The 22937-nt window shown below is 62.0% G+C and carries 14 protein-coding genes and 2 pseudogenes; 7 read left to right on the forward strand and 9 right to left on the reverse strand.

Going from position 1 to position 22937, the window contains the following annotated elements; translation table 11 throughout:
* Positions 1–240, forward strand: a pseudogene (locus ACFWAY_RS47930) (AAA family ATPase); the annotation flags it as partial.
* A gap of 399 nt (positions 241–639) precedes the next feature.
* Positions 640–3903 (forward strand): protein kinase, encoded by a 3264-nt coding sequence (locus tag ACFWAY_RS47935; protein ID WP_378515658.1) that lies wholly within the window; start codon positions 640–642, stop codon positions 3901–3903.
* Positions 3904–3937: 34 nt separating this feature from the next.
* On the opposite strand, the gene ACFWAY_RS47940 is transcribed toward ACFWAY_RS47935, so the two are convergent.
* Together ACFWAY_RS47940 and ACFWAY_RS47945 are read right to left on the reverse strand one after the other, a co-directional pair.
* Positions 3938–5395 (reverse strand): gamma-glutamyltransferase, encoded by a 1458-nt coding sequence (locus tag ACFWAY_RS47940; RefSeq protein ID WP_378515660.1) that lies wholly within the window; start codon positions 5393–5395, stop codon positions 3938–3940.
* Positions 5396–5403: 8 nt separating this feature from the next.
* Entirely contained in the window at positions 5404–6141 is a 738-nt protein-coding gene (locus ACFWAY_RS47945; RefSeq protein ID WP_378515662.1) for a YoaK family protein, read from the reverse strand.
* A gap of 153 nt (positions 6142–6294) precedes the next feature.
* On the opposite strand from ACFWAY_RS47945, the gene ACFWAY_RS47950 reads away from it, so the two are divergent.
* On the forward strand, positions 6295–7236 hold the full coding sequence (locus tag ACFWAY_RS47950) for a LysR family transcriptional regulator (RefSeq protein ID WP_378515664.1): 942 nt from the start codon (positions 6295–6297) through the stop codon (positions 7234–7236).
* Positions 7237–7790: 554 nt separating this feature from the next.
* Here the strand turns inward: ACFWAY_RS47950 and ACFWAY_RS47955 are convergent.
* The 7 genes from ACFWAY_RS47955 to ACFWAY_RS47985 form a co-directional block, all read right to left on the reverse strand.
* Entirely contained in the window at positions 7791–9179 is a 1389-nt protein-coding gene (locus tag ACFWAY_RS47955) for an MFS transporter (RefSeq protein WP_378515666.1), read from the reverse strand.
* A gap of 103 nt (positions 9180–9282) precedes the next feature.
* Positions 9283–10500 carry a hypothetical protein gene (locus ACFWAY_RS47960; RefSeq protein WP_378515668.1) on the reverse strand — a complete coding sequence of 406 codons (1218 nt, stop codon included), beginning with the start codon at positions 10498–10500 and terminating at the stop codon, positions 9283–9285.
* A gap of 8 nt (positions 10501–10508) precedes the next feature.
* Positions 10509–11066, reverse strand: coding sequence for a hypothetical protein (locus ACFWAY_RS47965; RefSeq protein ID WP_378515670.1), 558 nt, complete (start codon positions 11064–11066; stop codon positions 10509–10511).
* Between the two features lie 150 nt (positions 11067–11216).
* Positions 11217–12248: a C-terminal binding protein gene (locus ACFWAY_RS47970; protein ID WP_378515671.1), complete on the reverse strand. Its 1032-nt coding sequence runs from the start codon at positions 12246–12248 to the stop codon at positions 11217–11219.
* 297 nt (positions 12249–12545) lie between these two features.
* On the reverse strand, positions 12546–13688 hold the full coding sequence (locus ACFWAY_RS47975) for a diaminopropionate ammonia-lyase (RefSeq protein WP_378515673.1): 1143 nt from the start codon (positions 13686–13688) through the stop codon (positions 12546–12548).
* Positions 13689–14024: 336 nt separating this feature from the next.
* Positions 14025–14735 carry a GntR family transcriptional regulator gene (locus tag ACFWAY_RS47980; RefSeq protein ID WP_378515675.1) on the reverse strand — a complete coding sequence of 237 codons (711 nt, stop codon included), beginning with the start codon at positions 14733–14735 and terminating at the stop codon, positions 14025–14027.
* A gap of 433 nt (positions 14736–15168) precedes the next feature.
* Complete coding sequence (locus tag ACFWAY_RS47985; RefSeq protein WP_378515676.1) at positions 15169–16128, reverse strand: threonine/serine dehydratase; 960 nt, start codon at positions 16126–16128, stop codon at positions 15169–15171.
* A gap of 624 nt (positions 16129–16752) precedes the next feature.
* On the opposite strand from ACFWAY_RS47985, the pseudogene ACFWAY_RS47990 reads away from it, so the two are divergent.
* From ACFWAY_RS47990 to ACFWAY_RS48005, 4 genes and pseudogenes are all read left to right on the forward strand, one after another.
* Positions 16753–17447, forward strand: a pseudogene (locus ACFWAY_RS47990) (pyruvate dehydrogenase); the annotation flags it as partial.
* A gap of 125 nt (positions 17448–17572) precedes the next feature.
* The gene (locus ACFWAY_RS47995) at positions 17573–17893 is read left to right on the forward strand and encodes a DUF3263 domain-containing protein (RefSeq protein ID WP_378515678.1); all 321 of its coding nucleotides are present in this window, start codon (positions 17573–17575) and stop codon (positions 17891–17893) included.
* Between the two features lie 503 nt (positions 17894–18396).
* Positions 18397–20295, forward strand: a complete 1899-nt coding sequence (locus ACFWAY_RS48000) for an acetolactate synthase large subunit (RefSeq protein WP_378515680.1) — start codon at positions 18397–18399, stop codon at positions 20293–20295.
* 1193 nt (positions 20296–21488) lie between these two features.
* Positions 21489–22847 carry an MFS transporter gene (locus ACFWAY_RS48005; RefSeq protein ID WP_378515682.1) on the forward strand — a complete coding sequence of 453 codons (1359 nt, stop codon included), beginning with the start codon at positions 21489–21491 and terminating at the stop codon, positions 22845–22847.
* Positions 22848–22937: the final 90 nt, after the last annotated feature.

Genomic DNA, 22937 nt, shown 5'->3' on the forward strand with positions numbered 1-22937 from the left:
GGGGAGCAGGTCGACGTTTCCGCGTTGGTGGTTGCCTCGGACGGATTTACTCCTGCTGATGTGGCGCATGCGGCGCGGATGGTGGCGCAGACAATCTTCGAGTGCAGTATCGACACGGGCGGACGGTGTCATGCCAGTACCGAGGATTATCTGGGGGTGATCGGTGCGATGCGCCCGACTCTCACCCCGGATATGCTCGACGCCTTCACCGTGGACATCGACCGCTTCGCCCGCAGCTAAGCCCATATTCTTGAGTGCGGACTTCGTCTGCCGATTTGGTTGTACAGAACCCTTTCGAACCGACCAGCAGTTGGTGACTTTCCCAATGGTTGCCCATGTCTACAGGTTCGAGCGGTCCGGCCCTGACTCGCTGTCGTGGCAGCGGTGACGCTGGTCGAGTTTTACAGGCCAGTTGTAACCTGTCCTTTAGTTTCGCTCCGTGGATATGTGAGGACACGAGGACGTAGTCGCCGGGATGTTCCCAGGCGGAGCCCGTTGGTAGTGCGCGATACCGCCTATGGCGGCGATATCCTGTGTGAGCACACCGTCACGAGGTGAGTTCAAGGTTGTTTGCGTTGGTTGTGCCGTCGGGACCAGCGCGGGGGAATGACGAGCTGGCGGAGTGAGTAGACCGTTTCAATGGGTGAAGGTGATCCGCTCGACACTCAGCGGTATCCGCCTGCCCCGGCCGCGGAGCTGGGAGGCGTTGGTTTCGAGAACGCGGAGGAGATCGGGCGCGGGGGCTTCGGTGTGGTCTACCGCTGCTCCCAGACGGATCTGGATCGCACGGTGGCCGTCAAGGTACTCACCGTCGAACTCGATGAGGAGAACCGGGCGCGCTTCTTCCGGGAACAGCGGGCGATGGGGCGGCTGACCGGGCATCCGAACATTGTGAGCATTCTGCAGGTCGGCGCCACCGGCAGCGGTCTTCCCTACATCGTGATGCCGTACCACCCGCAGGATTCACTCGAAGTGCAGATCCGCCACCACGGTCCTCTGTCGTTGGACGAGGCATTGCGGCTCGGGGTGAAGATGGCTGGTGCGATCGAGACTTCGCACCGACTCGGAATCCTGCATCGCGACGTCAAACCCGCGAACATCCTGCTCAGCGATTACGGCGAGCCCGAGCTCGCCGACTTCGGTATCGCGCACATCACCGGAGGTTTCGAGACCGCCACCGGTGCCATCACCGGGTCACCCGCGTATACCGCCCCGGAAGTGCTCGCGGGAGAGCCGCCGAGCCCGGCGTCCGACATCTACGCGCTCGGCGCCACCCTGTTCAGTGCCCTGACCGGGCACGCCGCGTTCGAACGCCGCAGCGGTGAGCAGGTCGTCGCCCAGTTCCTGCGGATCACCACACAAACTATGCCCGATTTGTCCGAACACGGAATCCCCGATGATGTGTCCGCAGTGATTTCGCAATCGATGTCGCGATCGCCCGATCAACGTCCGGACACCGCTTTCGACTTCGGTGAGCAACTCAGACAGCTCCAAAGCCGCCACGGCCTTGTGGTCGACGAGATGGCGTTGCACACCACACCCGAGACGCCAGGAAACGACCGAGGACACGTGCCGGAAGGTCGACGTCGCGCACCAGGTTCCTCACCCGCGGGGAACCTTCCATTGGAATTGACCAGTTTTGTCGGGCGCCGCCACGAGCTCACCGAGGCGAGGAATCTGCTGGCCCGGGCCCGCCTGGTCACCTTGACCGGAATCGGAGGTGTCGGCAAGACACGGCTGGCGTTGCAGATCGCGGCGAGCGTGCGACGTGCGTACGCCGACGGTGCGTGGCTGGTTGAGCTGGGTGAACTGCGCGACGAGTCGCTACTCGTGGACGCGGTGGCCGGCGCCCTGAGGATTCAGCACCACTCGGCGAGGCCGCTGCGTGAGGTACTGGTCGATTACCTGGCGACCCGCGAGGTCCTGCTCGTCCTCGACAACTGCGAGCACCTCGTGGACGCCGCCGCGGAGCTGACCGAGACCCTTCTGCAGGCATGTCCCCGTCTGCGGATTCTCGCCACCAGCCGCGAACCCTTGGCTCTCGGCGCAGAGGCGGTGCTGCGGGTGCCTCCGCTGGCTCTACCGGATCCCGACCGGCGGCCCTCTCTGCAGGGATTGCCCGCCTACGATGCGGTGACGCTCTTTGCCGAACGCGCCGCCGTCGCCGTTCCCGGATTCGCGCTCACCGACGACAACGCCCATGCAGTGGCCGGGATCTGCCACCGGCTCGATGGTTTGCCATTGCCGATCGAGCTGGCCGCGGCCCGGCTGCGGGTGATGTCGCCCGAGCAGATCCTGCAGCGGCTGACTCACCGTTACACCCTGCTGAGCGCCGGCCGTAGGGACGCGCCGACACGGCAGCAGACCTTGCGCTGGTGTATCGACTGGAGTTACGAGTTGTGCACCATCCGGGATCAACGGGTGTGGGGACGATTGTCGGTGTTCGCGGGGAGCTTCGAACTCGAGGCGGCGGAGCAGGTGTGCGGGGCAGACCTCACATCGGAGGAGATCTTGGACGCAGTCACCTCCCTGGTGGACAAGTCCATCCTGATCCGAGAGGAATACGAGTCGGTGGTGCGGTTCCGCCTACTCGAGACCCTCCGCGATTACGGGCAGTCGAAGCTCGAACAGACCGACGAGAAACCGACAGTACTTCGGCGGCATCGGGATTGGTACGAGGGGTTGGCGCTCCAGGCCGAGACGGAGTGGATCAGCGGACACCAGCTCGAGTGGATCGCCCGCCTGAAGCGGGAACTACCGAACATCCGCGAGGCGCTCCAATTCTGCGTCGACGACGAGGACCCTACCGCCGGATTACGCACCGCCGTCGCCCTCCGACCGTTCTGGACTTCTCAAGGCCTCTATGACGAAGGCCGGCGCTGGTTCCGCCACCTGCTCGACCGCTACAGCGGGCCCCCCACACTGGTGCAAATCAAAGCGATCTACAGCGCGTCCGTGATGGCGAGCACCCAGGGCGACCTGGATGCCGGTGCAGCACTCGTCGAGAAGGGACACGCGCTCACCGCTGACACCGGCGACCCCGTGATGCGCGCAGTTGTGTCCTACGCCGACGGCATGCTCGCCCTGTACAGCGGACATCCTGACGAGGCATACCCCCACCTCGAAGCCGCACTAGCGGGGTTCCGCGAACACAACGAACGCACACCCGAAACCAGCGTCCCCTACCCGTTGGGTGTGGCCTATGCATTGGCAGGGTTGACGGACAAAGCCGTCGAGTGCCTCGAGCATGCGCTGGCGATCACGGAATCGAGCGGTGAGCAGATGTACCGGTCACACTGCTTGTGGGCCTTGGGAATTGCAGTGTGGCGACAGGGTGACGCCGAACGTGCAGTACGGCTTCTCGAAGAAGCGCTGCAATTGGCCCGCAACGTGCACAGCCCCCGCGTCGCCGCGACGTGCCTGGAGGCACTGGCCTGGATAAACGGCGAACAGCACGATGCCCTTCGAACCGCGATGCTACTGGGAGCGGCCGAAGGGTTGGCACGGTCGATAGGAAGCCCCGCGATCATCCATCCGAATTTGCTGCCCTATCAGGATGACTGCGTCAAATGGGCACGTCAGAAACTCGGGAACGGTGCCTTCGCGAAGGCGTATCGCACGGGCGAGCACCTCGGCTTCGACGGCGCGATCGCCTACGCGCTTCACGAACAAACCCCAGGCACCACTAGTCCTACCGTCCAAACATCATCGACCTCATTGACCAAACGAGAAGGACAAGTCGCCGATCTCATCGCCGAAGGCCTGACGAATCAGTCGATCGCTGAGCGCTTGGTGATCTCACCGCGAACCGCACAAGGCCATGTGGAGCACATCCTGGCCAAACTGGGCTTCACCTCCCGGTCGCAGGTCGCCGCCTGGGTCATCGAACGACGCCACGATTAGCTACTTCGATCCGAAAAACCTGGCGATGGGTAACTCACTCCTGGGTGTAGTGCGCAGCAGTGGTCTGCCGTCTCCAGTCAGCGTTCGCAAAGGGCTCACCCTTCGCGACGCCCGCCGCGACAACCGCTCCGAAGACGTCATCGCCGGCTTCCCGTACCGCGATGTGATGCCCGTAGTTCGCTAAATGGCCAAGCCGCGGATGGTCGCGCTCGAGGAGCAACGTCGCATCTTGGCTTCGCCACCGATGTCGCTCGATCGAATCTCCCAGCGGGGCTCCGTTCCTCTGGTGGACAAGAATTTGAAGTAGGGTTTGCACTTGTCCATCCGCGCCGGGTGTGGCGAGGGCGGTGAACCCACCATCCGCGTCGCGGACCAGGATGGGCGCCAGGGTATGAATGGGCCGTTTTCCCGGCGCCGGCGAGTTTGCGCCCTCGGTAAATCCGTCGCATCTGTTGTTGAGGAAGATCCCGACTTCCGGTACCCATGCTGCCGAACCGAAATCATCAAAGACGCTGATCAGCGACGACACGATCCTTCCGGACTCATCAGCGGTGGCGACTCCAGCGGTGTGCAGGTAGGCCCGAGGCCCCCGGCGATTGGTGGCCCGCTTGGTGTCGACGTCGAGTGCCCGTTCGAGCAGTTGTGCGCCGAGTTCGCAGTCGGACCGGGACCCGAAACAGGCACTAGTCAACTCGACTAGGACATGTTCGAGTTGTGCCGCATCGAACGAGGTAGCCCGCGAATCGAGCCAGTTGAGCGCCATGGCAAGCAGCACACCTTGTGACACCGGTGGCTGAACCCACACCGTGCCGGCATTCCACGACACGGGAATGGGTGCGCCGATGACTGTCGTCTGGGCTTGGAGGTCAACGACTGACAGACCTCCACCGAGTTCGTGCACCTTCTTCGAGATCGCGGCCGCGCGCTTTCCTGTATAGAAGGCGCTCGGTCCGTGCGCGATGAGGTCCTGGAGTAGTGTCGCGAGCTCGGGTTGGTGCCACCGATCTCCCTCGGTGAGCGTGAGCAGCGGCGCATCGGGGGAGACGTCCTCAATTCGTGCACGCTGGGCACGAATCGCCGCTGACAGGTGGTGATCGACGAGCACCCCGTCTTCGGCCAGTCGCAGGGCGGGTCGTAGTACCACGTCGATTGGGACGTTGCCCCAAAGCGCGTGCATGTCGAAGATCGCCTGGACTGCCCCCGGAACTGCGATCGAGGTGCCGACACAGCCTGCGAGCTGCGTTGTGGGCCAATGGGATGCACTCTTTCCCGTTCCATTCACGCCTACGACTTGGTCGTTGGAGTCTTTGACGATCGCTAGGACGTCGCCGCCGAAACCCGCGGCCTGCGGCATCGAAACCATGACGGCCGTCTGTGCTGCCAACGCCGCGTCGACCGCGTTGCCGCCGGCCTTGTGTACTTCCGCGGCTGCCGCTGTTGCGTGAGCGTTGCCGGTTGCCGCGGCACCGCGGCGAATGGAAGGGGTGGTCATCTTGTTCCTCACGTTTTAATCTGGCCGGCTGTCATCAGGTCGCGTGTCGCACGCGTAGGACTATCCCAGGAACAGTGGCCGATGATCGCGACTGTTGCAGTGGCGATGGCCGATACTGCGATGGCATAAGTCATGTCGACCGCGAGCAGAAGCGTTCCGGCGCCGGCGCCGACGAAAATGATGCAGATCGCTCCCGCGCGTCGGTTCCACAGGCTGTCGCGTCGGCCGCGGATGAAATTTTCTCCGGCCAGTGAGGTCAGTGTCGACGTCACAACGACGGTGGTCATGTCTCGCACAGCCAACTTTCGTGCAATGCAGGCTTGTGAGCCCATTTGCAAGGCGATGACGGCGGCGATGATCACGCTGGTGGTGTGAGTCAACGCGGGACCGGCAACCAGCGTGGCTATACCCACTGTTACCAGGACGGCGGTTCCGATTGTGAGCAGGACAGCGATGGTCCAATTCCATCGACCTGCGTGGGTTCGCAGCGCAATGCCTGCGCCGACTGCGCCGAGTGTGAACATCACCAGGGCAATCAATGGCCCCAGAACAGGCAGCTCCTCGCCGCTGCCGAGACTCATCGCCAAGATAACGACATTCCCGGTCATGTTCCCGGTGAATACCTTGTCGAGCCCGAGGTAGCCCACAGCATCAAGGACTCCGGTCACGAAGGTCAGTACCAACATGAGGACGACGCGCCGCTGCCCGGTTCGTATCTCCTTGACTTGATCATTGTGACCGGACATCGAGGGCTCCTTGGATCGTCGCGGGCGCAGGGGCATGGGGTCGCAGCCACAGGGGCCAGAGCTGAGCACCTCTCGGATTCTTCCTCCGTGATATCACCACGTAAAGTGAGCATTGGTTACCTACATCGGTCAGGAATTCGAAAGAGTGAGTGGATGTTGCAAGTCAATCGACTCCGTCTGTTGTGCGAATTGCATCATCGACGCACCCTCGCGGCAGTCGCGCAAGCCCTCTCGTACAGCCCATCTGCCGTGTCACAACAGCTGCGCCAGTTAGAAATTGAGGTCGGAGCCAAACTGATCGAACCCGCGGGCCGCGGCGTCAGGCTGACCGAACAAGCGTTAATTCTCGTCAGTCATGGCGAACAGATCCTCCGATTGCTCGAGCAGGCCAAGTCAGAGGTCGAGGCGTCCCTCCATGAGGTGCGAGGCGCGGTTCGGGTCGCGGCCTTTCAAACCGCGGCGTTAACGCTCATCCCTGTTGCGATGTCGGACATTCACGAGAGGCTTCCCCTGGTCACAATCGAGTTCACTCAGGGGGAACCGGATACAACGCTGCCGGGGCTGGTGTCCGCCGAGTTCGATTTGGTGGTCGTCGAGAGCTACCCGGGCTATCCCGGTCCCGCTGCTGTTGGAATCGTGCAAGACAAGCTGATGGACGACCCGCTATGGCTGGTGATGTCTACCACGATGGCCGATCGGCTCGACCCTGAAGTCAAGCCGATCGGCCAGCTTGCCGACGTCGGCTGGGCGCTGGAACCCGCCGCCTCGGTGCCCAGTTTGTGGGTAACCGAACAGTGCCAAAAGTCGGGCTTCGAACCACGTGTCGTGTGTAGATCTGAAGACATTCTGGTCCATCGCCGCCTGGCCGAAACAGGGCAGGCGGTCGCCGTTCTGCCGGGTCTCGCTCTTTCCGACCCCACTCCGGCATTGACGTCGTTTCCGATCGAGGCGGGACTTGCGCACCGTGAGATCTTCGTCGCGACCAGGGCGGCGACGCGCAATAGCCCTGCCATCAACGCTGTCCGGGAGGCGCTCACACGAGCAGCGCACATGTTCGCGGGAAGGGACTGGACCGAGAAGTCGACACCAGATTGACAGCCGTCCTTATCGCGAGCGGGTAACGGCTCCGCAGGCAGGCCGTCAATTGTGACTCCACAACACAGAATACGGGGGTAAAGCCCCCTTGGTACCTCGAGCGCGCCCCCAGTTCGGCGCATCGAAACTGTGCATTCCGATTTCGGACGGGTCGCCGACATGGCTGGGGGACCGCCTGCAGCGCATGCGCTCTATCGACAGCGGTGTCGCAATGGGACGCATGGAAACGTCATCTCACACGTAGTTCACCCCCCGGATCACAGTCATCGACTGCGGTGGGTTCCGCGGTCGATGACTCCGTTCTCGACGATCTGTGTACCGAGGAATGTCGAACTCGAGGTCGGCGGAGACGTCACTGCGTAGACCGCTGAACCGTCCGGTCCGCCCATCGATCAAGGTAGGGAACGGCTGTTTGCGTGGCAGAAGCTCGGGAGGATACGCGCTGTCGGGCAGGGCAGTACGATCATCGTCGCTTGCATGGCCCGGACACTGCCGGGAGTGGGGCCAGTCCAGTCGCCTCGACGAATCTGTGTTCTGAACTGTTCTAGCAGTTGCTACGACGGATCCTCGACTAACTCCTGTGAGCCGTGGGCGTTCGTGCCACCGGGCGACTTTGTCAGCGAGAACAGGGGCGGGTGAGCGTCCGGCAAGGCAAGCCAGGAGTGGTCGGTCAAGGACCTCCCAGATGTCTCCGGCATCGCCAGAATGAAAGGAATGGAGATCAGGGCGAGCGCTGCAAAATAGATCGCGGGCAAAGCGTCGATGCCGCTCAGATCGATCAGCAGAGCGCTCATCAGTGCGGCCGTGCCACCGAACAGTGCTGTGGCGGTGTTGAAGGCAACCGATGCGGCGGTGTACCTAATCTTGGTAGGGAAGAGTTCGACCTGGCCTGGTGAGATCCCGAGGTCACTGAATGCACAGAATGACAGGACGAGGAGCTGAGCGAGACCCGCCAACAAAACGAGACCCGATCCCGCCAAGAGGAAGGCGGGCACCATGAAGATGACTGTCCCGACCGCACCGATGAAGAGGACTGCTCGGCGTCCGATCCGATCACCAAGCTTGCCGGCAAACGGAGCCAATACCGTGTAGCCGATGGGCGCGATGGCGCTGGTCCAGAAGACTGTCGACTTGTCGAGTCCAACGTTCTCGATGAGGTACGTCGGAATGTAGGCCATCGCCAAGTAGAAGACGCCAGCGCTCCCCGCAACGGCCATGAACAGCTGCAACATCCGAACCTTGTTCTGCATGAGCAGACTCTTGGTGTCAACCCGGGCATCGGTCGTCCGCTGATCTCTGAGCTGTTTGAATGCGTCAGTTTCGGGGAGCCCGGTACGCACGTAGAGCCCGACAAGCCCGAGAACGCCACCGAGGATGAAGGGAATCCGCCAGCCCCAGGCCTCGAAGGATTCCGGTGAGACGGTCGAGCTGATCGCGGCCATGACGAGCGCACCGACGCTGAAGGGTACAAGGGTGCTTCCTGCCGCCAGGTATCCGAGATATTTTCCACGCTCACGATCGGGGGCGTGCTCGGCGACAAAGGACGACGCCCCGGACTTCTCACCCCCCAGCGCGAAACCTTGGATCAGCCGACAGATCAATAAGATGATGGGCGCTGCGATACCGATCCGCGCGTATCCGGGCGTCAGTCCGATACCCATCGTGGCTGCCGCCATCATCAAGATGACGATCGACAGAGCAGTTCGACGGCCGAATCTGTCTCCCACTCTGCCGAAAACGACACCGCCGAGCGGCCTCATGAAGAATGCGACGCCAAACAAGCCCAGCGTAGCGATGATACTGAAGCTGCGGTCGGCGTCCGCCGGGAAAAAGACTGTTGCGATCGTGGTGGCCGCATAGCCATAGATCGCAAAGTCGAAGAACTCGACGAAGTTCCCAATGGCTGCGCCAATAGTCACTTTTCGTATCTTCTGATCACTCATTATGTTCCTCGCTCGGGGCTGCGGTGGAGGGGTAAGGGGTAGTGGAGTGGCGGAATATCCGGCATCGGGACGAGAGCGGCGGGGACGCCCCCGTCCCGATGGGTTAACTGACCGTGCTCGGTTCGACGGTCACGGTCGTCGTTCCGTCGAACGCAGGAAGGGGAGACTCGCTGCGTACCAGGACGCCGTCAATGTCGTCGTATACGGACAGCCGCAAGTCGCGCCAGGACCGGCCGGTGAGATCGACTGTTATCGTGCCGCTGCTGGAGCGAGCGCCCACGACCTCAGTGTTGGCGTGTGCTTCCGCGTAGTCTGCGATCTCGTCATAAGAGGCAGGAATTTGCTCGAGTCCGCGCAACTGGCTGTCGGCCTGCTCGATGATCCGGGTCATCTCCCCAGGCGCGAGGTGACGGGTGAAGTGTGAGTGTGTGATGGAACCGCCGAAGAACAGCGCGTCCAGACCGATCTGGGTGTGCTCGGCAAGTCGGTCGGCGGCACTGACGAGATCCTTATTCTCTGGTTCGGGTCCCGCGACCAGACCGTTGAGGAAGTCCCACTTCTGCCGTCCGTAGCCGCCGCGGCGGTGGTAGTTGAAGTGAATGTTGTCTTCGGTGGTGTAGACACGGGCGCTATCGAATGAGGGGTCATGGTTGAACACCGCGAAGAAGTCCGACAACTCACCGGGCAGATAGTCGAGTGCGTAGCTCATCGAACCATAGGGGGCGGGATGCCAGTCGGTGTGAGGATCCGTCCAACGCTGTCCGGGCAGAAGGATATTCATCTTGTGCCGGAATCCGCGCTCCCGGATGAATGGGATCGCATTGGCGCTGGTTTCGTGCTCGTGGTCGGAGAGAATCGTCGACCACCTCACGCCCCACTGCTCTTTCGCCTCATCCAGCTCCGCGAACATTGACCGCAGTTGCTCGGTAGTGTATTCGCCGTTGTGATCGCCGTAGAAGAAGCTCTGAGCGGGTGCGTAAGTGTGCGGCGCGAGATCGATCCTGCCGGCCTTCTGTAAGCGCGATACGTGAGCGATGCCTTCGGCAGTCAACGCCTTGAAACAAAAGCAGATGGACGGGATATGGCCCATCTTGTTCAACTCGTCAACGAACGCCAGGTCCGATGGGTTCTTCCAGTGGCCGTTGCAGTCATCGAAACGGAATCGTACGTACGGCGGGAGCGCATTCATGATGAACGGCTTCGGAGCAGCCCAGGCAATCGCGCGCCAAAGTAGAGAGTCGATCCCGTGTGCCAGCCCAAGATACCCGCGGTTCCAGATCTTGGGGGAAACCAGCCATTGAACGAACTTTCCGGTGCCCACCGACCGTGTCACAAGTAGTGGTTCACCGCGACCGGATCGCGTCGGTGATCTTGCGAGGCGCGCCGGGCCAACAGCACGTCCCCCTGCAGACCCGCTGCACGCAACGCGGGCAAAGGAAGCCGCAGTCGCGGCCCAGAACCGCGAGGTCGGCCGGTGAGGACGGCGTGCGCGGTGTCCGGGATGACCAGGGAGTCAACATCGATCTCTTCGGACTCACCGGTGATGTTCAGAAGTTCCTGGAATTCAGAGGGGTACTCGAACAGAGTGTGGTCGAGGTTGATCAGCGCAGATCCATCCTTGAGCCGGCGCACGATCGCATCGAGTGGGTGACCGGTCAGCACCTCTCCCAGATACTCCTGGGCGATAACAGTGACCGCGCTGCGCGCCAGCGCGCGGTCCAGATCCGAGACTGCGGCCAGATCGATGATGCGGTGGGGGATGCCCCAGTGCTTCATGGCGGGCACGATGGTGGTCGCGGCCATCAGATATTCAGCGCGGCGACTGTCCAGGATGAGAGACACGGTTGGATCCCAGTGTCCAGATTCGAGTTGTGTAGCGGCGGTCACGTAATTCTCCTTGAGTGATTCGTGGCAAATGCGTGTCTCGGGCATCGATTCGAGGTGCGCATGCCAGAAATTCGGTTCCTGGTTCCTGACGCCTCATTGCTCAAAGCAAATCGAGTCGAGACTCTGCGGAAACGCGTATTTGTTCGCGTTTTACATCAATGTATATCGGCTTTCTCTATTCGAGCTTTGGAGGACCCTTTTCGCGTTTTCTGACGAACTAATTGTTCGTCCATCGACTGCGATGTTGGCGGTTGTGACGGATTTCCCATCGAGATAGTCCAGCATCGCAGCGACGATGTCGACACGAAGGCGGACCTCGGAGCGGGTCGAGTACCACGCGGTGTGCGGTGTCAGCATCAGATTGGGGGCCGATAGCAGCGGCGAATCGGGCTCGGGCGGTTCTGTCTCCAGAACGTCGAGGGCGGCGCCCGCGATCGTCCCGGCGAAAAGTGCTTGGCCGAGCGCGTGTTCGTCGACGATACCTCCGCGTGAAATGTTGACCACCGAGGCGGTGCGTTTCATGAGCGCGAGTTCGGTACTGCCGATGAGGTGTCGCGTCTCGTCGTTGAGTGGGACGTGGATGCTGAGGACGTCGGAGTTTTGCAGCAGTTCGCCAAGGTCAACTGAGGTCCCGATGTCGACGCCGCTGACGTAGGGGTCGTGGACGATCACGCGACCGACGAAGGGTTCGAGCCAGCGTGCGAGGAGCGAACCTGTGCGCCCGTATCCGAGAATTCCGACTGTCTGGTCGCTGATAGGTGCGATGTCGCCGACCAGTTCCCATTCTGACCATTTCGAGCGGGAAATAGGGTCCGATTGAGGTAGGCGGCGAATCATGGCGAGGATGAGCGCCAGGGCATGTGACGCGACTTCTTCGTTGCAGTAGTCCGGACAATTGAGGATACCGATGCGACGGGATGCTGTGTGCGCGAGATCCAAGTTGTCGAGGCCGACGCCCGCACGACCGATCACTTTCACGGTGCTCGGCAGTTTGTCGATGTATGCGGAGCCGAACGGCATCGTTCCGAGCACAATTCCGTCTATCTCATCGAATTGTTCGGGATCGGTCCGGACCGCACTGAAGTCGCGGAAGTCGAACGTAACACCACTGCTGCCGAAATGTTCGCGTTCGACAGAAAGGTCCGGGAATAGTGAATCCTGAACAGCGAATCTTCTGCGCATTTAAGCAGTCACCCACCGTCGGTCGGTGCCGGTCGTCGGGGACAGTGCGCGCAGCGAAATGTGGGGAGGCAGTGGAGTGCCCGCCGAGGTGAACAGATGCAAGTGGGATGGTGATGTGCAACACATGACTCGATCATCCCGCTGCATCTATCTTCAGTACAGCGACTGTTTCTTACTGTTAGTCATTAGAGAAGCTGGCTGTTCGGGTGGTTGAAGACAAGGGACGTCGTCGCCGTCCCGAACTGTATGGCTCGGAGCGGCAACCAGATTCAATCTCCATGTCGCGGCGGGCGCGTCTTAGTCGGTGAAACCCTCTGTGCTGATGGCTACCGCGACGGAGTGCGATGTTAATCCAAGTGCTGAGCGACGCTCGGCACCGCCATCGCCGAGGAGCATGGTGCGCAGGCCGGCCAGGGACGATGCGCCGCTCGGACCAGACGTGACCCCCTGGCGCTTCAAATCCTCGACGGCCGATGCAGTCTCCGTGTCGGTCACCGCCACGGCTGCATCCATGCCGTTGATGAGATAGGGCCACGCGATCGTGGACGGGGTGGGAAAGTTGAGTCCGTTCATGATGGTGAAGCCGGTCGGGACCGAGTGCATGTATCCATCGCTCAGACTTTCCAAAACGCACGCGGCGGTATCCGGTTCCACACTCATGATCGATGGAGGCGGAGTCAGGGTCTGACTGCGGTAGTGAATAACGGCCGCGTGCGCAAGCGAGCCCACGCCGACAGGAACGCCGATCAACGAGACGGAAGCAGCTCCGGCGGACTCGAGCTGGCTGTCGACCTCACCGAAGAGCGTCGAATAGCCCTCAGACGTCCAGAAAGGGACCTGCTCGTACCCCTCCCATGAGGTGTCTTGCACCAACGAAGCACGGGGATCAGATCCGGTGGCGGCGATGGCGGCACACACGGAGTCATCGTATGACCCTTTCACCACCGTGATTTCGGCACCTTCGGCCCGGATCCTCGCGATGGGCTTCTCCGGCACGATCTCCGGAACGAACACGCGGGCCGTGAGACCGAGAAGCCGTGCGAGTCGTGCCACCGCACGACCATGGTTGCCGTCCGTTGCTGTCACCAAGACCACCGGCGGTTGCTCACAAACCCATTTATGCAGTCCCGCGAACGACTTTTCACCGGTGTAGCCGGTGAGGCGAGCAACCTCGTTGAAGACCGCCCAGGACGCACCCAGGACCTTGAATGCGCCCAGCGCCCAGCGCTTCGACTCATCCTTGATGAACACGCGTCCGACGTTCAGCTCTACTGCCAGCGCCGGGATCTCCACTAGGGGAGTCGGCTCGAATCCCGGCAACGTCGATTGGAAGGCGGCGGCCTCGCACGACGCACCTTCGCAGGTCCAGGACCGTGCCTGCGGCTTGACATAGGTGTGGCCCGCAGAGATATGAGGAGTGGTCGGCGCATTGAAACTCATGATGTCTAGCTTGCGTGCGCGGATCGGAAACGTAAAGTGACGATCTCGTGGCGTAGTAATTCAGAATACCTAACCGGGCGGTGCCGGAGTCGCTTAGCTGCGGGCGTACCTGGCCGTCGTGGCTCGCTGATATCGGCGGTGAAGCGCCGTTTGAGCAGGGGGATGACATGTCCACTCTGTTCTCCGCTGCTACGGGTGGATACCGAAACACATCCCGATGACCTCTCCCCGGGTGAGCGAAGCCCTGCCGGAAAACCATCGGGACGAGGCGGTCACTCAATGCCGACTAGGCCCTCAGGGTTAGATCCGGGTTAGATCAGGTCCACGACCGCGTTGTCAGGGGTGGTGAGTAGGCCGACCGAGAGCCAGTTTCGTCGCCGGGGAAGCGGGGGTCGAGTTCAACCACTCGACGGTAGCTTTCATGCCGTCCATCCAATGTTGTTCGAGTAGCTCCGATGCTGATCTGAGGTCCGACGCGTGTATGGCCGCCCATATTTGCCTGTGCTGACGATCCGCACTCTCGCGTGCGAAGACTTCCCGCATGTATGTCAATTCGTACCGGGAGATGTTCATACGGGACTGTCTCAACAGTGAGATGAGGCGGGAGTTGTTCGAAGCGTTGACAATACCGCTGTGCCAGGAACTGTCAAGTCGCCACCTTTCGACCGGCTCGTTACATTGCTCCAGTTCGTCGAGAATTCTCGCAAGTTCGGCGTAAGTGTCAGGGCCGAATGCTTTGCACGATCGAACTGCGAGACTTTCCAAAGCCGCGTGGATCGGATAGATCTCTTCCGCTTCGTCCGCGCTGAGGGGGCGAACGGTAAATCCTCTCGCCAGTTCCGACACCAAGACGCCCTCGGATTCCAATCGGAGGAGCGCTTCGCGGGTAGGGGTCCTGGAGACGCCGAAGGCCTCGCTGATAGACGCTTCGGTTATGGCTTCGCCGGGAGTGAACAATCCTAGGGCGATGTTCGAGGCGATCCGGCGGTATACGGATTCGCGGAGCGGTTGACCTCGTGGAATCGGGTCCGCAGACGAGATGCTCATGCCACTACCTCCAGGACGAGTCGCGAAGCAAGGCCGACGCGACATCGTCTATTGTATTCGATCGGAGTGTCTGCCCGCGTTCCGTACGTCTGACAACCGGTTATCAAGAATGAAGTGTCCGGGCACCAGCACATACTTGATTCCTCGTACAGAGTCCGGAGCGTGTGGGTGGCCGGTCGCGTGCACAGTATCTGCGTCGAAGGCTACGAGGCCGATCACCATCTGCCAGTGCATCACGCCAGCAAACCGAGGCGATTTGCTCCCCTGCATTGATCTCCCGGTGCACCTGCTGACCGGCACCGAGGATCGGACAGCGCCCTCGCGGCATGCCGAGCTGATTGTGGCACGGGCGCCCCACGTTGCGCGGGAGATGATGTCATCCTCCAGTCTCCGGAAGCCTGATCAGCTCGTCCCTCCTGGCGTACGAACTTGCCTAGGTAGTCAACGATTGCGCGCCATGGAGGGTTTCGGCCAACTCGTCAGAAATGTTGCTTCCGGTAAGGATTGTTCCCACGCGGCCTCGGCGCAGTTCGGGATTTTCGATCAAGGCCGCAATGCCCACTGCCGCGGCTGGCTCGAGAGTGAGACCGAGTGTGTCGCGAACGAGCAGCATTGCGTTGTATATGCCGTGCTCGGATACGCTCACGGCATGGTCCACGGTTGTTTCCATCCAGCTCAACGCCGCTGGAACTGGGATCCGGATTGCGATTCCATCTGCAATCGTCGAGGCCGGCGCCGACACCTCGGCCTTCTGCTCCCAGCTGAGGAGCATCGACGGAGCCGCTTCTGCGACGACACCGATGATCCGGGTCTGGGGCGAATGTACCTTCAGCCATGTTCCGACGCCGGTAACCAGCGCCCCATTCCCGAGAGGCACGAGGATCGTATCGAGTTTCTCGGGCGCTAGTTCGAGCCCGATCGTCCCCGCGCCTTCGCTGATTGCAGGTTCTCGACCATCCTCCACGAACAACACATCAGGGTGACTATCGGCGAAGTTGCGCGCGGCAGCTTTGGCTGAATCGAAATCGTCTCCGATCAAGGTGATTTCGGCACCTAGGGCGCGCATTCGGTCTACTTTTCGCTTGTTGGCTGTTTCGGCGGCAAAGACATGGACGTTCACAGACCGAGTTGCACCCGCCCAGGCGATGGCCTGTCCGAAGTTGCCTGCGGATGCCGTAATCACAGGTCGCCCGTGCTCCACCTTGCTCATGTAGTAATCGGCGCCTCGCCCCTTGAATGAGCGAAGCAGGTTCATGCTCTCCACCTTGACGATCACCGCCGTTCCGAAATGATCGGACAGGACGGGGTCTTCGAACTGCGGGGTATTGGTGAACCCCGGGCTTATCGAACGAGAGGCTTCCTCGATGTTGGCGACGCTGAGATTTGCAGTCATGTGTCTATCGTATACGATAGACACACGGGAGGAAAGTTTATGGATTTCGTCGATGTGACTCCTTCGCTGGTTCGACTACCGGGTCCCCCAGGCGGCGACTGCCTCCACCTGGGGGCGCGATAGTCGAGTGGTCTCGGCGGTCTGCGAGAGTTTGTGCTTGAGTGTCGCTGGTGGGATCACCGCGGTCACCGGATCGCCGAGGCCGAATTGCCGAGGCGGCCTGGACAGTGTTTGTGGGACTTTGTGGGACAACCCGGCCTGCTCGGCCAACGTGATCACGGTCGCCCGGGATTCCTCGCTCAGGGCGGAGGATCTTGGTGTCGACCGAATCGACGGTGGTCGGGGTGGGCATTCTGCCAACGTCTCACGAGGGTGAACGGGCGGCGGTTCGCAGAATGCTGAAAATCTGCGGTCGGTATTGCGAGAAGTGTTTTCCGATGGTCGACTTGTGAGCGTTCTGCACACAGAACGCGTACTACTGGCCTGCCGCCATCGAGCGACCGCGCGGTCCGAACTGATCCCGCGCGCTTATCACCGGCCCCTTACCGGCTCACCAGCCGGGGAGGGTTCGCGTTCGGTGCCAGGAACTCAGACTTAAAGGACGACACTATGCAAGGCGGCCGCATGGTCTTCAGCATCGACGATGCCGCTACTTCCACTACTCCCGAGCCATTTGCGGAGATCGAACAACGCGTGTTGTGGTTGTCGACGTCGATGATCCACCACGACAACCGGATTCGCCCCAACCCCATCGGGATGAAGGTCGGTGGGCATCAGGCGTCGTGTGCGCCGATGGTGTCGATCACGACGTCGCTGTGGTTCGAGCAGCTCCGGCCGGGTGATCGGGTGTCGCTGGAACCGCACGCATTCCCGGTGCTGCATGGCAGCATCAACTGGCTGCTCGGAGCGTTGAACGAGTCGTACCTGACGACGTTGCCCGAGTTCGGTGGGTTGCAAGTCGCATCCCAACAGGTCGAAAGACCCGGATCTGATGGACTATTCAACCGGTTCGGTCGGGATCGGCGCGATCTAGGAAATGCCATCACCCGCCGCTACGTCGACACCGGAATCGGCTCGGCCGGGACGGGTCGGCAGTACTCGATCCTCGATTCGTCCGTCGCCGAACTCGGCGAGATCGTGTGGATCGTCGATCTGAACCGGCAGTCCTTCGATCAGGTGGTGCCGAACATCGCCGCGGGCCGGCTCGAGGCGATGTCTAGGCCACCAGGTGGCGGGTGCCCACCGTGACGTTCGGGACCCTGCTGGAGTCGCTGTTCACCCGGCCCGGTGGGACGGCGCTGCGGACACCGATCCTGGACGCCACCCGATTCCATACCGCAGTTAAAGACCGGCTTGAAAACTGTTTCGGTCCAGCGGATCTGACAGCAACACATCACACACACTCGGCATCGCACCACACACACTGCCGGGGGTAGGAGCAATGATGACCCAAGACGATCAGGCCATGCTGGCGTTCGCCACCAAATGGTCCCGTTTCGACGGAGGAGATGAATACATCCTGCCCGAGTTCGGAATCACCCCGATTGTGTTCTACCAACGCCTCCTGGAGATGGTGACGTCCACACTGATCAACGAAGTCGACTTTGCAACCCGCACGTACTTGATGGACTTCTGCTCCAAAAAACTCGCCCGCCCCGCCCCGGAATCTGCCGTGATGCGAGATCATCCGTTTGACTCGCCAGTTGGGCGCCGCATCTCCAGCGCACAGGGACGATCATCAGTGCAGGCGTGGGAATCTGACTGATGGGACAGCAATCCCTTCACCAGGACACTGCGGCCGATTCGGCAGTGTCACCGGTCCGCCGGTGCGATGGCCTTGATGGCCAGGTGCGGACGACATGACACGGCCCACGGTCCCACATCGGGTAGACGGTGCGATCGCAAGTCACCTTGACTGATCATGGGGAGTGCGGCGATTTCGTCCGCCGGCAAGATCGGGAGCGGCGTTGGTTGGCAGGATGAACCCTGCGAGCGGGTGAGGATCGAAACCGGCGTGCAGGTTGCTCAGTGTCGCGGGTGCTGATTGCCGTATCTGCCTGTCGCTGCTTGACTGTGATCACGTCAGGCACGAGGAACACGACACGGCGTTCCTCGATCGCCCGCCGGGAGAGCTCACGAGGCCGGGTACCCGGGCAACGCCGCCGCCGCGTAAGTACCGGCGCAATGTATACGGCGGATTCCGACCCGCAACCACAAGTCCGTGCGCACGCATGATGCAGCGCGGACCCAACTCCTCGAGGACTTTCTGTGAGATCTTCCGCTCCCGCTACACGGCGACACCTTGCGGCGATTTTCGATACCGAGCCAGCCAGCCGGCACGCCGCCGCCTCCACCCCCCACAGTGAGCGCCGCCACCCGGTGCGGATGACCGGCGCCCAGGCGGTGGTGCGCTCGCTCGAAGAGCTCGACGTCGAGGTGGTCTTCGGCATCCCGGGCGGGGCGATCCTGCCGGTGTACGACCCACTGATCGACTCCCGACGGCTACGTCACGTGCTCGTGCGCCACGAGCAGGGCGCCGGTCACGCCGCGACCGGCTACGCCCAAGCCACCGGCAAGGTCGGAGTGTGCATGGCGACCTCCGGGCCGGGCGCGACCAACCTGGTCACCCCCCTCGCCGACGCACAGATGGACTCGGTGCCGATCGTGGCGATCACCGGACAGGTCGGACGCGGACTGATCGGCACCGACGCCTTCCAGGAAGCCGACATCTGCGGCATCACCATGCCGATCACCAAGCACAACTTCCTGATCACCGACCCCAAAGACATCCCCCGCACCCTCGCGGAGGCGTTCCACATCGCCGCCACCGGCCGCCCCGGCGCCGTGCTCGTCGACATCCCGAAGGATGTCCTGCAGGCCACGAACACCTTCTCCTGGCCACCGGAGACACACCTGCCCGGCTACCGGCCGATCACCAAACCGCACCGCAAGCAGATCCGCGCGGCCGCCGACCTCATCACCGCCGCGAAGGCGCCGGTCCTCTACGTCGGCGGGGGCGTCATCAAAGCCGAGGCCTCGACCGAGCTGATCGAGCTCGCCGAACTGACCGGCATCCCCGTCGTGACCACGCTGATGGCCCGCGGAGCGTTCCCCGACAGCCACCGCTTGCACTACGGAATGCCCGGCATGCACGGCACCGTCGCCGCCGTGGCTGCGCTGCAGAAGAGTGACCTGCTGATCACCCTCGGTGCCCGGTTCGACGACCGCGTCACCGGCGAAGCGACCTCGTTCGCCCCCGGCGCCCAGGTCATCCACGCCGACATCGACCCCGCCGAGATCGGCAAGAACCGATACGTCGACGTGCCGATCGTCGGCGACTGCAACCAGACCATCACAGCACTGATCGACGCAATACGTGCCCACCGCGACCAAGGCCGAACGACCGACCTGACCGGTTGGCGCACCTACCTCGACGGGGTCCGCCGGACCTACCCGGTCAGTTACGACCGGCCACGTGACGGTGCCCTGTCGCCGGAGTTCGTCATCGAAGCGCTCGGCAAGGCCGCCGGTCCCGACGCGATCTACGTCTCCGGGGTCGGACAGCACCAGATGTGGGCCGCCCACCACATCAGCTACGAAAAGCCCCGCACCTGGCTCAATTCAGGTGGTCTGGGCACGATGGGCTACGCAGTTCCCGCCGCGCTCGGCGCCAAACTCGGAGCACCCGACCGCGAGGTGTGGGCGATCGACGGAGACGGCTGCTTCCAGATGACCAACCAGGAACTGGCCACCGCCGCGATCGAAGGTGTTCCGATCAAGGTCGCCCTGATCAACAACGGCAACCTCGGCATGGTCAAACAACTCCAGGAAATCCACTACGGCGGCCGGTACTCGAACGTCGACCTGGCCACCCACTCGCGCCGCATCCCCGACTTCGTGCAGCTCTCCGAGGCGCTGGGGTGCGTCGCCCTGCGCTGCGAACGTGAGGAGGAAGTCGACGCGGTGATCGCCCAAGCCCGCGCGATCAACGACCGCCCCGTCGTCATCGACTTCATCGTCGGGGACGACGCCCTGGTGTGGCCGATGATCGCAGCGGGCGGCAGCAACGACCAGATCATGGCAGCACGCGGAATCCGGCCGCTGTTCGACGACAACGAAGAAGCCACCGAGACAGCCACCATCCACGAACTGCTCAAACCCCAGTGATGTCCCAAGCATCCGGGGGTGCACGTCTAGGAGAAGGTATGAGGTTCCACCTTGCCTCTGGTGTCGAGGTCCTTCGGTTGGTGGTTGATGCGGGTATCGCGTTCGCGTCAACTGTGATCGCGGTGCCGGTCGTGCTTGTCGTCGGCGAGGCCATAGCGATGGGACGCATGATGTGCGAGCAAGCACGGCCCAGCGCTGTCTCGCCGGATCTGACGACCCACGATGACGGAACGGTCGTCACACTCCGATGACGTAGCGGCGGTTGCTGTTAATGCTCCGGAGCGCGAGGAAACGTTTCCCGTTCCCGACGCCACGTCCACCGACCATCTCGCGCTGGCCACGGCCGCGATCCCTCAAGGGCGCCGTCCGCTGGCCATCCACACAGACAGGTCCACTGAGGATTGGCAACGGCGCGGATCACAGGGTGCACACGTATCGGCAGGGTCGCGGCGACCTCGTCCACCCACGTCGTCACCGCTGCCTCGATGCAAATTTCGGAAGTACTAGAGGTCCAGGGACTCGGTGGGATCGTCGGGTCTGTTGCTTCAGGTAGCCGCCCGCGACAAGGATGATCTCTACAGGTTCGCTGGCCAGATCTACGATGCGGAACCTGGTGGGCTATCCGGATCACCTCGCTGCTGCCGACTGTGCTCCAGTAGCCGCCTCCGCTGTTGGAAGGTTCGTGACATATAGCCTCGATTACGGGTGGGTCTCTGCCAGCACGCAGGGCTATTACCGAGTCCTGGTGGGCGTGTGGTTTCGAGCAGAACCACGGCTTCGGTGAGCGCCAGAGCAGGCGGCCTGCCAGCGACGCGTTGGCCACGGCCCGCGTGTCCCAACTGTCCGTGAATGGACTCGTGGGCGGCTGCAACCTGATGCCGGGTTGGAAGCCTGCGTCCGCCGCGTATTGCGCCCACTCGTCCGAGCAGCCGGAGACCGGCCTCGGTCTCGAGTGCCTGAGCTGAGCCGACTGGTTGGGAAAACCCTGGACGGTGCGAAAGATTGTGCTGCGCAAACGGAGGCGATGGTTTCCGCGTCTGTCGAGTTCGTTGATAGGCGTGGCGGCGCACGCCTGCGCTAATCATTCAGAGGAAGTGAACGATTTCGCTCAGCAACGGTACCTTGTGTGAATTTTTGTGTCTCACCATACTCATGACATCCCTCACAACGACGCGACAAAGAAGAGACTCCCCATGGCCAAAAATTCGGACCAACGGCTCCGACGCGCGCTGCAAGCGAGCCTGTTCGGCAGCACGCTCGAGTTCTACGACTACATCATTTTCGGGCTGGCTGCCGCGCTGGTGTTCCCCAAAGTTTTCTTCCCCCACAGTTCACCGACCGCGGGGTTGCTCAGCGCATTCGCGACGTTTGCGGTAGGGTTTCTCGCCCGGCCGGTCGGAGCGGTGATCGCCGGTCATTTCGGTGACCGCATCGGTCGTCGCAAAGTCCTTCTCATCACCTTGTTTGCGATGGGTATCGCCACCGGCGGTATCGGGCTGCTTCCCACCTACGACCAGGTGGGCATGTGGGCGCCGGCGCTACTGGTGGTGTGTCGAATCGTGCAGGGCCTCTCGCTCGGCGGGGAGTGGAGTGGTTCGGTACTACTTGCTGTAGAGCAAACGTCGGGGAGCCGGCGCAAGGGTTTGTTCGGCAGCATTCCCCAGGTCGGTGACCCACTCGGACTACTGCTCGCCAACGGCGCGTTCGCGGTCGTCAAGGCCACTACTAGTGAAGAGGCCTTCCTGGCGTGGGGGTGGCGTGTGCCGTTCCTGCTCGGGCTCGTCATCGTCGCCATCGGGATGTGGCTGCGGTTGAGGGTCACCGAAACGCCCGAGTTCGAGCAGCGCATGGCAACAGTCAGCGCGCCACTGAAGCGGCCGTTGGTGACGTTGTTGCGGGAACAGCCGCGCAACTTCGTGCTCTCGATGGGGTGCCGTCTCGGCAACGATGTCGCTTTCTACATCGTGACCGTGTTCGCCATCACCTACGTCACGCATGAAAACTTGATGGATGGCTCGGTGGTGCTCATCGCGACGATGGCCGCAGCGGGAGTCGGGGTGATCGTCACGCCACTGATGGGTGTGCTCGCCGATCGGATCGGCCTGCGTAAGTTGGCGATGTGCGGGCTTCTTGCTCTCGGTGTCGGGGTGGCCGCCTACTTCCCCCTGCTCAATGCGGGGCAGCCGGCGCTTGCTATCGCGGCTGCTGTCTTTACCAGTGGTATTGCGGCTAAAGCATTTTGGGCACCCTACGCAGGTTTTATGTCCAGCCTGTTTCCGCCGGAGATGCGCTTTAGTGGTATGTCGTTCAGTTTCCAGCTCGCCGGCATCGTGGGCGGCGGCATCGCACCTTTCGTGGCCGTGACGCTGCTCGAATTCACCGGCTCTTCGCTCGCCATCACCGCGTACGGACTGGTCGCTGTCGCGATCAGCCTCGCCTGTGTCGCCGCCGTACGCCCCTATGCAGAGCAGCCTCCGGCCGATTCGAACACTCACCCAAAAGACTCACATAGCCAAAACACTCACACAGCAGTGAAAGAAGTAGTCAAATGACGTTGACACTACCGGACATTGGCGATATCACCGAGGCGCGGCTGGACCGCTTGCGGGACAAGCTTGCGGAATCGAGCTACGACGCGATCG

Source organism: Rhodococcus sp. NPDC059968 (assembly GCF_042738615.1).
Taxonomy (GTDB): Bacteria; Actinomycetota; Actinomycetes; order Mycobacteriales; family Mycobacteriaceae; genus Rhodococcus_F.